Origin of the sequence: Pedobacter lusitanus (assembly GCF_040026395.1) — a bacterium.
Lineage (GTDB): Bacteria > Bacteroidota > Bacteroidia > Sphingobacteriales > Sphingobacteriaceae > Pedobacter > Pedobacter lusitanus.
Genome location: NZ_CP157278.1, coordinates 4,084,329 through 4,097,315, shown reverse-complemented (window position 1 = coordinate 4,097,315; position 12,987 = coordinate 4,084,329). Strand labels below are relative to the sequence as shown.

General features: G+C 39.2%; 11 protein-coding genes. 6 read left to right on the top strand and 5 right to left on the bottom strand.

The window, feature by feature from the left end:
* Nucleotides 1-19: 19 nt before the first annotated feature.
* From thrC to thrA, 3 genes are read right to left on the bottom strand one after another with little or no spacing between them, the layout of a single operon-like run.
* Nucleotides 20-1,336 carry a threonine synthase gene (gene thrC, locus PL_RS17580; protein WP_041879791.1) on the bottom strand — a complete coding sequence of 439 codons (1,317 nt, stop codon included), beginning with the start codon at nucleotides 1,334-1,336 and terminating at the stop codon, nucleotides 20-22.
* A gap of 11 nt (nucleotides 1,337-1,347) precedes the next feature.
* Nucleotides 1,348-2,283 (bottom strand): homoserine kinase, encoded by a 936-nt coding sequence (locus tag PL_RS17575; protein ID WP_041879793.1) that lies wholly within the window; start codon nucleotides 2,281-2,283, stop codon nucleotides 1,348-1,350.
* Nucleotides 2,280-4,727 carry a bifunctional aspartate kinase/homoserine dehydrogenase I gene (gene thrA / locus PL_RS17570; protein ID WP_041879796.1) on the bottom strand — a complete coding sequence of 816 codons (2,448 nt, stop codon included), beginning with the start codon at nucleotides 4,725-4,727 and terminating at the stop codon, nucleotides 2,280-2,282. The genes PL_RS17575 and thrA overlap by 4 nt, the downstream gene beginning before the upstream one ends.
* 513 nt (nucleotides 4,728-5,240) lie before the next feature.
* Here thrA and PL_RS17565 point away from each other — a divergent pair.
* The 5 genes from PL_RS17565 to PL_RS17545 all read left to right on the top strand — a co-directional run bounded on the left by PL_RS17565 (nucleotide 5,241) and on the right by PL_RS17545 (nucleotide 9,923).
* A complete protein-coding gene (locus PL_RS17565; protein WP_041879799.1) occupies nucleotides 5,241-7,073 on the top strand; it encodes a S41 family peptidase in 1,833 nt (610 codons plus the stop codon).
* 106 nt (nucleotides 7,074-7,179) lie between these two features.
* Entirely contained in the window at nucleotides 7,180-8,130 is a 951-nt protein-coding gene (locus tag PL_RS17560; RefSeq protein WP_348620003.1) for a hypothetical protein, read from the top strand.
* Between the two features lie 86 nt (nucleotides 8,131-8,216).
* The gene (rsgA, locus tag PL_RS17555; RefSeq protein WP_041879802.1) at nucleotides 8,217-9,137 is read left to right on the top strand and encodes a ribosome small subunit-dependent GTPase A; all 921 of its coding nucleotides are present in this window, start codon (nucleotides 8,217-8,219) and stop codon (nucleotides 9,135-9,137) included.
* Between the two features lie 6 nt (nucleotides 9,138-9,143).
* Entirely contained in the window at nucleotides 9,144-9,596 is a 453-nt protein-coding gene (gene dtd / locus PL_RS17550) for a D-aminoacyl-tRNA deacylase (protein ID WP_041879804.1), read from the top strand.
* Nucleotides 9,597-9,923: a nucleotide pyrophosphohydrolase gene (locus tag PL_RS17545; RefSeq protein ID WP_041879806.1), complete on the top strand. Its 327-nt coding sequence runs from the start codon at nucleotides 9,597-9,599 to the stop codon at nucleotides 9,921-9,923.
* Nucleotides 9,924-9,954: 31 nt separating this feature from the next.
* Here PL_RS17545 and PL_RS17540 read toward each other — a convergent pair whose 3' ends face one another.
* Nucleotides 9,955-10,347, bottom strand: a complete 393-nt coding sequence (locus PL_RS17540) for an HIT family protein (RefSeq protein ID WP_041879808.1) — start codon at nucleotides 10,345-10,347, stop codon at nucleotides 9,955-9,957.
* Nucleotides 10,348-10,356: 9 nt separating this feature from the next.
* Nucleotides 10,357-10,830, bottom strand: a complete 474-nt coding sequence (gene greA, locus PL_RS17535) for a transcription elongation factor GreA (protein WP_041879810.1) — start codon at nucleotides 10,828-10,830, stop codon at nucleotides 10,357-10,359.
* A gap of 264 nt (nucleotides 10,831-11,094) precedes the next feature.
* On the opposite strand from greA, the gene PL_RS17530 reads away from it, so the two are divergent.
* A complete protein-coding gene (locus PL_RS17530; protein WP_348619999.1) occupies nucleotides 11,095-12,978 on the top strand; it encodes a M1 family metallopeptidase in 1,884 nt (627 codons plus the stop codon).
* The last annotated feature ends 9 nt before the right edge of the window (nucleotides 12,979-12,987 follow it).

The following is a 12,987-nucleotide window of genomic DNA, read 5'->3' as shown; positions in this document are numbered from 1 at the left end:
CTTATTCAGTAAATATTCATTAATCCTGGTTTGTTTTCAGTAAAAATGTCTTGAAAGCATTGAAATCAGCTTGCATTGCCGTAGCAATTTTCTCTTTCTTTTTCAATTCACTGACCTGTTCAGGAATGCTGATCTTTGCTGCAAGTTCTGCATCAAATATATCAGGGAACTTACAGGGATGCGCTGTAGATAAGAAAACAAAGGTGTCTCCAGCAGATGGATTGTTTTGCTGATATTCCTGAATGCCCAGCCAGGCGATAGCCGTATGCGGGCAAGCCACATAACCGTATTGCTGATCAATAGCTGCTATTGCCTCAACGGTCTGTTCATCTGAATAACGGTAGCTCTTCACCATTTTCTGCACATTTTCCCGCTGCTCATTGAATAATGCCATAATTCTTACCCAGTTGCTCGGTGCACCTACATCCATTGCATTGGCATAGGTTTGGACTGAAGGTCTTGTTTCATAGATACCGGTTTCCAAAAAACGGGGAACAGTATCATTCACATTGGTGGAAGCTATAAACTGCTTTACCGGCAAGCCCATTTTATAAGCTAATAAACCTGCAGCAATATTTCCAAAATTACCACTGGGTACAGAAAAAACCACTTCTCTTTTTCCCACCCTGAATAACTGGGCCAGTGTATTAAAATAATAGAAAGTTTGCGGAATCAGCCTTGCAATATTAATTGAATTGGCCGAAGTCAACCTCATCTGTGCATTGAGTTCATCATCGGCAAATGCCTGTTTAACCAGATGCTGGCAATCATCAAAAGTACCGTCAATTTCAATTGCACGGATATTGTGACCGTTACTGCACAACTGTAACTCCTGAATTTCACTAACCTTTCCTTTTGGATATAAGATGGTCACCCTGGTATTAGGTACGCCAAGAAAACCAAGGGCTACCGCACCTCCCGTATCCCCGGAAGTTGCCACCAGTACATCCAGCAAAGCTTCGCCGTCTTTCAGGAAGTAAGCCATAATCCGGCTCATAAATCTTGCGCCGAAATCTTTAAAAGCTAATGAAGGTCCATGAAATAACTCAAGGACATAAGTCTGTTCGTTTAACTGATGCAGAGGTGCTTCGAAATTTATAGCATCTTCAATAATTGCTTTTAAATCATTTTCAGGAATATCATCATGCAGTAATGCAGAAGCTACTTTATAAGCAATTTCCGGCAGTGTATACTGATCCAGATGCTGAAGAAATTCCTGATCAAGCACAGGAATTTCAACTGGCATATATAAGCCTTTATCCTGTGGCATACTATTGAAAACAGCTGTTTGAAAATCTATGCGCAGGTCGTGGTTATTAGTACTGTATAATTTCATGTTTGCGTTTTTTAATCCAGTACAACCGGGCCTTTTTTATTGACCGGTGATACAAATGAAAGACTGTTAATCTGAATAGATTCCAATTGTTTTTGCAGTGCACGGGTAATTAAATGTGCCGTATCCTGATCTTTGGTCAGGGCAAAAACTGAAGGTCCTGAACCGGAAATCCCGAAACTTACTGCGCCCATTTCCATTGCAATACTCCTCATTTTATAAAAATCAGGAATCAGGATTGACCTGGTCGGCTCAACCAGTACATCTACCATACTGCGGCCAATCAAATCGTAATCACTGGTAAACAGACCTGTCACCAGGCCTGCAACATTTCCCCATTGCTTTACCGCATCCTTCAGTAAAACTTTAGAACGGATCATCTGTCTTGCGTCTTTGGTCGGTACATCAACTTCCGGATAAACAATGGCTGCACACATGTCCTGCGGAAAAGGCAGACTGATTACATCAAGAGGTTCATAACTTCTTACCAGTACAAAACCGCCCATTAAAGCAGGTGCAACATTATCTGCATGGCCGTAACCACATGCCAGCTCCTCGCCTTTCATTGCGAAAGGAACGAGTTCCTGATTAGTCAGCTGATTATCAAACAATGTATTTATAGCGAACAAACCTGCCACTGTACTTGCCGAACTTGAACCTAAACCACTCCCGATAGGCATCTTTTTATGCAATTCAATATCAATTCCAATATCGGTACGGCCAATATGTTTCAGGTAATCCTGCACGCTGGCACTTACTGTATTTTTAGCCGGGTTAAGAGGCAGTCTGCCATCATCACCCGTGATTTTTGAAATGATCACCCCTGGTTTATCTGTAACCCGCATGATCACTTCATCACCGGGTGCATTTACAGCAAAACCTAAAACATCAAATCCGCAAACTACATTTGCTACTGTTGCCGGAGCAAAAACCTTTACTGTATTCTTCATTTTTTACCCACGTTTATAATATCTGCAAATACGCCCGCAGCGGTTACTTCGGCACCCGCGCCAGGCCCTTTAACTACCAGAGGACGCGCTTTATACCTGTCTGTAGTAAAGGAAATAATATTGTCGCTGCCCGAAAGCATATAAAAAGGATGTGTATCATCTACCATTTGCAGATTGATAGTTACTTTTCCATTTTCCAGTTTCCCGATATATCTCAATACCTTATGCTCAGCAGCTGCCCGGGTTTTTAAGTCCTCAAAATAAGCTGCATTATTTTTAAGCTCCTGATAGAAATCGGCTACACTGTCAGCGGCCATACAAGCTGGCGGCAGCATACTTTCCAGAGCTACATCTGCTTCTTCCAGTGGATAACCAGCATCTCTGGCAAGAATCAGCATTTTACGCATAAAATCTTTTCCATTCAGATCATCACGGGGGTCCGGCTCTGTATAACCTTTATCCTGAGCTTCTTTTACAATCTCATGAAAAAGGACATCGTCTTTAAAATTATTAAAGATAAAAGAGATCGTGCCTGACAGAATAGCTTCGATACTAAAGATATTATCACCACTCAGCATCAAATCTTTAAGTGTACGGATAATCGGAAGCCCTGCTCCTACATTTGTCTCATAATGAAAATCTACTCCATATTTACGAGCTGCTGTTTTAAAAGCATCATACTGCGCATATTCTGCAGAATTCCCGATTTTATTACAGGTAACCAGCGAAATACTGGACTCCAGGATCTCCTGATAAAAGTCTACCGGGCTGGCACTTGCAGTATTATCTACAAATACACAGTTAGGCAGGTTCATTGCTTTCATCTGCTTTACAAATAAGGCCAGATCTGCTTTTTCGGCATTGGTATTTAATTCATTTTCCCAGTCAGCAAGATTCATTGCTGTCTTACTCACATACATCTGACGTGAATTACTGATTCCCATCACTTTAACTTCGAGATCATTATTTTTAGCCAGAAGCGGACTTTGAACCAGTAACTGACGGAACAATGTTTTACCAATATTCCCTGTACCCAGACAAAACACATGGAGTGTTTTTTTCAGATCCTCAAAGAAAGCATCATGTACGGCATTTACTGCTTTTGAAAGATCAGTTTTTGATAAAATAACTGATATATTATATTCTGAAGATCCTTGTGCAATTGCCCGCACATTAACTCCGTTTCTACCCAGGGCATGAAATAATTTACCGGACATGCCTGGGGTATGTTTCATATTTTCGCCTACAATGGCCAGTACGGCCAATCCATTCTCCACTTGTGGATACTCCAGCTTTTTAGCCTGTAATTCCAGCTCAAATTCTTTACTGATAATCGCCAGTGCGCTTAAAGCATCTGCAGGTTTTACAGCGAACGTGATACTGTGTTCTGAAGATGACTGGGTAATCAATACTACATTAATCTGTTCTCTTGACAAAAGAGAAAATAACCTGCCGCTAAAACCAGCTTTTCCAACCATCCCGCTTCCGGACAGATTCAGAATACTGATTTCATCAATAGATGAAATCCCTTTAATAGGTAATGCTGAAGTATCTACCCCATGACGGATATAAGTCCCTTTAAAATCTTTATTGAAGGTATTCTTAATCACAATAGGAATCTTCTTTAGAAATGCCGGAGTCATGGTTGGGGGATAGATAACTTTTGCCCCAAAGTAAGACAGCTCCATTGCTTCAGTATAACTCAGCTCAGGTAACGAAAATGCTTTTTCTACCATCCTGGGATCGGCAGTTAACATTCCGTCTACATCAGTCCATATTTCAATCTCATTTACATTCAATGCAGAACCCCAGATTGCAGCTGTAAAATCGCTGCCACCGCGTCCCAAAGTTGTGGTTCTACCTTCGGCATTGCTGGCTATAAATCCGGTAACAAATAATAGTTTATCTCTATTATCTTCATAGAAATCCTGAATAAGGCTTTCTGTCAATGGTGTATTTACTTTTGCCTGTCCAAAATTACTGTCAGTCTTAATCAGTTCAGCTCCATCTACACACAATGCATCTGGAAAATCCTGTCTGGCAATATGACTAATCATAAAAGCAGAACAGCGTTCTCCAAAACTCAGGATTAAATCTCTGGTCTGAGGACTTAATTCTTTTAGATGATAGACAGATTGCAGGATATCCTCCAGTTCATTGAAGTATATTTTCAACCTGGTAAATACAGGATTTTGGGCAGAAGCAGGAAGCAGGGCTTTAATAACCCCGAAGTGCTTTTCTTCAATTTCCTTTAGCTCTGCAGCATATTCTTCTGCTACCTTTGCTTTTTCTGCCATGGTCTGAAGCAGATTGGTTACTCCGCTCATTGCTGAAAGTACAACTACCGGGTATTCACCCTGTTCCCTTTCTCTGAGAATACTGATCAGGGTTCGGATACCTGATGCTGAACCTACTGAAGTACCGCCGAATTTTAGAATGTTCATAGTTTTCAATTATTGGTCTAACGTTTCTTAGTCATATAGTTTTCGTATGAGCCTCTGAAAATTTCAGTTTTACCAGACACATACAGGTTTAGGCAAAAAAAAAGCGCCTTCCGGTTTAGAGGAAGGCGCTTTTTTATGGTTTCTTATTTTTCTTAATATACCAATATACACCTGCCTCCGGCTTTCCCGGTGGTGGTAATAATAATGGATGTAAGGGTTGAATTATTTATCATATGTCCATAGCAATATTGCTTCTTTATCGCTATGCCATAAAGTAAAGTTATATTTTCCTAATAAGCAAGTGAATGAGAAAAAAAAATATCTGAACGGCTTTTAAAGCTCTTTTAACCAACATCATTATCATAAAAAAAGAACGACATCAAGCCGGCAATTGTTAACCACCGTTAAACAGTGTTAACAAATGTTAATCCTTGTTAAAAATAGTTAAATAACATGTCCTTTATTTAAATTAATTATTAAACAATATACCTTGTATTACCAATTTAACATCCGATGAAAAGAAACACCAGCTTTTTCCATCAAACTGGGCTGTTAGTGCTGATCAGCATAACCACTACAGCAAATCTATTTGCCCGGCCAACCAGTCGTCAGGTAAGAAACATTGAAGCTTTTACAAGGTTATATGGATATGTACAGTATTTTCATCCCAGTGATGAAGCACCACAGGACTGGGCACTGGTTGCAATTTATGGTCACAGGAAAATGCTGACTATAAAAGATGATGATGAATTACTAAGTGAATTAAAAAATATATTTCACCCTATTGCACCTGCTGTTAAAGTATTCTTTAACAGCGAACCGGAATATTTTTCGCTCCGGGAACTTACCCCGGGAAATCCGGAATACTATCAAACCATAACCTGGCAGCATCTTGGATTCGGACTGCCAATGTATAATAACATCTATAAAAGCGTCCGTACAAACAGAAGTTCAGAAAAAAAAGTCCATCCGGGTGATGATATATTCAAAAAACAGGCTGTAGTTGGCGAGTTTCTCCAAAAACAAATTACTTCCGGAATTTCCTGTATTGTACCTTATGCTTTATACACAACCAGAGAAGGTACTTACCCTAAAGCGGACACGGTATCAACCAAACGGCTAACCGCAGCTATAAATAATGGTTTACCCAAAGATTTAAGCGGGAATCTAAAAATAAGCGGGGACAGCCTGGTCGTCAGACTGGCGGATATTACCATTGCCTGGAATATCTTAAAACATTCTTTTCCCTACTGGGAAGATGCTTCAAAACCTGCAGGGGATATTTTAACAGATGCTATTCAGCGTGCTTTTACAGATCAAACTACCGGCGATTTTTTAAATACACTGAAGTTAATGTGCGCCCCTTTAAATGATGGTCATCTATTTATTGAACTATCTGATGGAAGTGATCATACAAATGATGCTTCTGCTCCGTTGATTCTTACTAAAGCTGAAGGCAAAATTGTTGTAAAAGAAGTCCTGGATACCAATCTGGTCAAAGAGATATCAAAAGGTGATATTATAGATTCCATAGATTACCAGTCATCCCACAACGCACTACTATCCAGGGAAGGACTTTTATCAGGATCTGCACAATGGAAAGAATATAAAGGATTAACTACTTTATTGAATGGGCCCGGACAGACAACTATCAATTTAGTACTTAGTAGCAAAAGAGGCAGAAAATCCTTGAACATCTCCAGAAGTATTAAAGGAACCGGATATAGAAACGGCTCATTTAAAACCAAACCGGTACCTGCGGGCTGGATAGAACCGCATATATATTACATCAATTTATCAGAGGATTCTATCAGTGATATTCAATATAAAGTTGCACTGACCAGTGCCAGGGCTATTATATTTGATCTGAGGGGCTATCCTTTGAATGATAATGCTTTTAATGTGATCTCTCATTTACTGAAGAAATCAGTGAAAACAAATACTTTCTTTACTCCGGAAATTATCTATCCCGATTTTGAGAAGATCACTTATCAATCAAACGCTGAACAAATAAATCCTCTCTTACCACATTTAAATGCAAAGATCTACTTCCTCACCGATGCCAGTGCACAAAGTGCATCAGAAACACTGCTCAGTTCGATAAAAGATTTCAAACTCGCAACCATTATCGGACAACCAACTTCCGGAACAAATGGAAATATCAATATGATTTATCTGCCGGGGCGCTATCAGATAGGTTATACGGGACTGCTAACAAAAAATAATGACGGGAGTAAACACCATCTGGCTGGTATTATTCCTGATGTTATCGTTAACCCTACATGTAATGGTATCGGTATGGGAAAAGATGAAATTCTGGAGCAGGCTCTAAGAATGGCCAGATAGGAGACAGCGATACTAAATACCCTGATCTATATTTGATTCGCAGATAAGATGCCAGTATTACCTATACTTGCATTTATTTAATCTTACAATTAAATCCCGAATCAACATGAGAAAAAAATTACTATATCTTACAGTTTTACTACTATGTGGTTATTCTACCGTTTATGCGCAAAATCCTATATTCATATGGGGCCCGGGACTCGATGGATCTGATTTTCAAAAAACGGGCATATTTTCTGATGCTACGAACGGGCTGTTTTTTGAAGCTCCACAGGCGCCCAGCGGGTTAAAACTACCTATAGTATTTAGCTGGCGCGGTGGTGGACTTTCGGCTTTAAGAATACTCCCAAATGGCAACATTGGAATTGGTAATGAGAATCCTCAGGCCAAACTGGATGTTACTGGTGATATCAACAGTTATTATGTAGGGTTTGGTCAGAATGATTATAATACCAGCAGTAAAAACTTTGTCAATTTCAGCTCCAACAACCACGGATCTGTTTTGATCTCATCTAATTTATATTTTAAAGGAGATGATACCTTTTTAATTGCAAAATCACATCCTTCAATGGCAGGAGCCTCTATATTGATCCCTGGCAATTCCAGGGCAAATCAGGGAGGAATTTTATTTTACACCAACCGGCCCGCAATAGCAGTGGCAGATGCGAATTTCACAGGTAAACTAGCCATGTTAATTAAAAATGATGGAAACGTTGGTATCGGCACAGAAGAGCCCGGCGATTACAGACTGGCTGTTAACGGAAAAATACGGGCTAAAGAGATCAGGGTAGATACAGAATGGTCTGATTTTGTATTTAACGACACCTATCCGCTCAGAACTCTTTCGGACGTTGAGCTTTATATAAAAAAAAACAAACATCTACCCGATATTCCATCAGAAAAAGAAGTTAAGGAAAACGGTATTCCTTTAGGTGAGATGAACGCCAGGTTACTGCAAAAAATTGAAGAACTCACACTTTATATGATTGAGATGAAAAAAGAGAACATAATTCTAAAAGAAGAAATAAAAGATATCAGACAAACAATTAAGAAATAAGTATAAATACCAGGAAGATAAGATTCAGGAGTCTGCCACAATTTTAAGCACCCTCCTGTTTTTTATCTATCTTTACTGCGTAAATTATGCAGGGACTAGTAATAAAATCAACAGGTAGCTGGTATTTGGTTCATGGAGAAGATGGCCATGATTATCAATGCAGGATTAAAGGGAAATTCCGGATCAAAGGAATTCAAACCACCAATCCTATTGCAGTTGGAGATCAGGTAGACTTCGAAATGGAGCCTAATTCTGAGAATGGAGTTATTTATAATCTTCATCCAAGGAAGAATTATATTATCAGAAAATCAATCAACTTATCAAAACAGGCGCAGATCATCGCAGCCAATATTGATGAAGCTTTTCTGGTAGTAACACTCGCTTCGCCACGTACTTCATTAGGTTTTATAGACCGTTTTTTAGTGACTGCAGAAGCTTATAGTATCCCAGCGGTACTGATATTCAATAAACTGGACTTATACAATGAAGACGGACTTGAAGTACTGGCAGAGTATAAAAACATTTATGAACGTCTGGGCTATCCATGTTATGAAGTTTCCGCGATTGAAGGGACCAACATGCCGATGATTGAAAACCTGTTAAAAGATAAAACAACACTATTTTCAGGTCATTCGGGGGTAGGAAAATCCAGCCTGATCAACGTGCTTTTACCAGGCCGGAGTATTAAAACCGGAGAAATATCTGAAGCCAGTGATAAAGGCCAGCATACCACCACATTTGCTGAAATGCATACACTACCTTTTGGGGGCTACCTGATAGATAGTCCGGGAATCAGAGAATTGGGCATTTATGATATCAAACCGGAAGAGCTGGGACACTATTTCAGAGAAATACGTGACCTGATGCATAGCTGCAAATTTCATAACTGCCGTCATATTAATGAGCCTAGCTGTGCAGTTCTCGAAGCTGTTAAAACAGGAGAAATAGAAAGCAGCCGTTACGAAAGTTATCTGAGTATATATCACGGCAATGAAACTAGAGCTTAAAGATTTATGAGAGCAGTTATACAAAGAGTAACATCGGCCAGCTGCCAGGTCGATAACAACATAACTGGTGCTATTGAAAATGGATTACTGGTTTTACTGGGTATTGAAGATGCTGATGAACAGGAAGATGTTGAATGGCTGGCTGCCAAAATATTCAACATCAGAATTTTCAGTGATGAAAATGGCTTAATGAATAAATCTCTTGCGGATATTGGCGGCAATATTTTACTGATCAGCCAGTTTACGCTGTTTGCTGCAACAAAAAAAGGAAACAGACCTGGCTTTACCAGGGCGGCAAGACCAGATAAAGCAATTCCACTATACCAGGATATGATTAAACAATTGACTATGTTGCTGAATAAACCTGTACAAACAGGGATTTTTGGAGCTGACATGAAGATCAGTTTAATTAACGACGGACCGGTTACGATATTAATAGATACTAAAAATAAAGAATAAATGACTATACAGGAAGCACAGGACACGGTTGACCAATGGATAAATACAACCGGAGTCCGTTATTTCAGTGAATTAACAAATACGGCGATTTTAATGGAAGAAGTTGGCGAGGTAGCCCGTATTATGTCCCGCAAATACGGAGAACAATCTTTCAAAAAAAGTGACGAAGCTGTAGATCTTGGTGATGAAATGGCTGATGTATTATTTGTTTTAATCTGCCTGGCCAACCAGACTGGTATCAACCTTACTGAAGCTATGGAGAAAAACCTGATTAAAAAGAGTATCAGAGATGCCGACAGACATAAAAATAATGAAAAGCTAAAATAGCAAAAGAGCCAGTCTGAACTGGCTCATATATTTACAATTGTGCTTTAATTTTGAGTGCTGCTTCCTGCAGCTCTTCCTGTGTTGGGCTTAGCTTCGCTTTATTGAAGTTCATATCTCCAACAGCATTCATAGGAATCAGATGGATGTGTACGTGGGGTACTTCCAGGCCAATAACAGCCATTCCTACCTTGATACATGGAAAAGCCTTCTTTACTGCCACTGCTACTATCTTAGCAAATAAAGTAAGTCCGAAATAACTTTCTTCGTCCATATCAAATATATAATCAATTTCCTTTTTAGGGATTACCAGTACATGACCCATTGTTAAAGGACTAACATCTAAAAACGCCAGAAACTCTGTCGTTTCGGCAACTACATGTGCGGGAATTTCTCCTGCTACGATCTTAGAAAATATACTTGACATATAAAATGATTATCTGGTGATTTCCAATATTTCAAATTCAATTTTTCCAGCAGGAACTTCAATTTCCGTTTTGTCACCTACTGACTTACCGAGTAAGCCTTGTGCAATCGGTGATTTAACAGAAATTTTTCCGGTCTTAAGATCAGCTTCACTTTCAGCAACCAGCTGATAGGTCATTGTCGCACCGTTTTTGATATTCTTTATTTTAACAATCGACAGTGCCAGCACCTTGGTCAGGTCTAATTTCGATTCATCAATTAATCTTGCAGATGCAAGTGTACTTTTTAATTTAGATATTTTTGCCTCGTGCAGACCTTGTGCTTCTTTAGCAGCATCGTATTCTGCATTTTCGGACAGATCGCCTTTATCTCTTGCTTCAGCTATAGCTTTGGAGATCAATTGTCTCCCTGTAGTAGTTAAGTAATGTACCTCTTCCTTTAGCTTATCTAATCCTTCCTGAGTGTAATATGTTACCTCTGTCATAGCTTAATTTATTATTTGTAAAACCTTTAAAATACAAACAAGACTATATCGGCACTTAAGCCCACATAGTCTTGCTTCAATTAAAACGAAGATAACAGGCTATTCTTACAAAAGCAAATCTTTTGATTTGAATTGTTTGGAAACACCCTGATGCCTGTTTTAAATTCATTCAATAACTTGTTTAAAGACGTAAAACAATTACTTTTGAACGCCTGCACGCCAGGCATCATAAAAAAAATAGCTCCATAGCCACTAAAAAAATAGATGATGATGAAAAAAAACATTTTCAAAATAGCTGCCTTATTTTTAATGGGAACCGTTACTGCACAGGCCCAGGAATTGTATATGCCAAGAAATATCAAAACAGCATATGATAACGGCACGCGCTCAATGGATGGTAAACCCGGAAAAAAATACTGGCAGAACAAAGGGAAATATAACATGACTATCACAGTCACTCCCAATGACAAACTGGTTAAAGGAACAGAAACTATAACCTATACCAATAATAGTCCCGACACCCTTCATAAAGTTACCATACGATTTGTCAATAATATTCATAAACCCGAAGCGCCAAGAGCAGGTTATGTAAATAAAGACTTTTTAACCTCCGGTCTGGACATCAATTTATTTACTGTAGATGGTCAGTCTTACAATATGGACACCCGTGACTGGGGTACTACAGCAGATATTAAACTGAATAATGCGATAGCTCCTGGTAAATCAGCTTCTTTTAAGATCAACTGGAGTTATCCGCTGTCAAAATTAAGTGGCAGAGAGGGCCAGATTGACAGCACAACATTCTTCGTAGCCTATGCTTTCCCAAGAGTATCAGTTTATGATGACTATAACGGATGGGACAAAATACCGCATATGGACAGAGTGGAATTCTATAACGATTTCAATGATTACCTTCTTACAGTTAAAGCGCCTAAAAACTATGTAGTATGGGCTACAGGCGATTTATTGAACCCTGATGAAGTGTTACAACCAAAATTCGCCGAGAAGCTTAAAAAGTCTTATATCAGCGATGAGGTAGTTTCTATTGCAAATGCAAAGGAAATGACCAATGGCGAAGTAACCAGACAAAATGAATGGAATACCTGGAAATTCAAAGCTGATCATATCACCGACGTGACTTTTGCAATGAGTAACCATTATCTGTGGGATGCGGGAAGTGTAGTGGTTGATTCCAAAACAAAGAGAAGAACCAGCGTACAATCTGCCTATGATAGCAAGGCCGAAGATTTCTCACATGCGGCAACCTGGACCAGACAAGCTTTAGACTGGTTTTCTAATAACTGGCCGGGGGTACCTTATCCATTTTCTAAAATGACCGCAGTACAGGGTTTCGCTGATATGGAGTTTCCAATGATGGTCAATGATTCGAGTACTCCTGACCTGGAATTCAGTCAGTTTGTACTGAACCATGAAATTGCACATACTTACTTCCCTTTTTATATGGGCACAAATGAAACCCGTTATGCGCATATGGACGAAGGATGGGCAACTACACTGGAATACCTGATTGGACAGCAGCAGCTTGGAAAAGCCAAAGCGGATGAAAACTATAAAAAGTTCAGAGTAGAGAGATGGATAAAAGATCCTTCTACTGAAGAAGACCAGCCTGTTATTACTTTATCTACTCAGGTTTCAGGTTCGGGATATGGCAACAACGCTTATGTTAAACCTTCGCTGGCTTACCTTGCGCTAAAAGATATGTTCGGAGATGTATTATTCAAGAAATATCTGCACGCCTATATGGATCGCTGGAACGGCAAACATCCTATTCCATGGGATTTCTTTAATACTATCAATGATGTTTCCGGACAGAACCTGAACTGGTACTGGAATAACTGGTTTTTCAGCAATAATTATATAGATCTGGCTATTGATAAAGTAACCATCAAAGGGCTTACTTATAGTGTTTCGATCAGGAATACCGGTGGTTTCGCCATTCCTTTTGATATCAGGGTTACTTATGCTGATGGCACAACTGAAGTAATCCATGAAACTCCTCAGATATGGAAATTCAATCAGAAAGCAATCAATATTCAATTTGCAGCCAAGAAAATTGTTTCTTCTATTGTACTGGACGGTGGTATCTATATGGATGCCAAACCAGTAGATAACAACTGGAATAAATAAGTTTAAAAC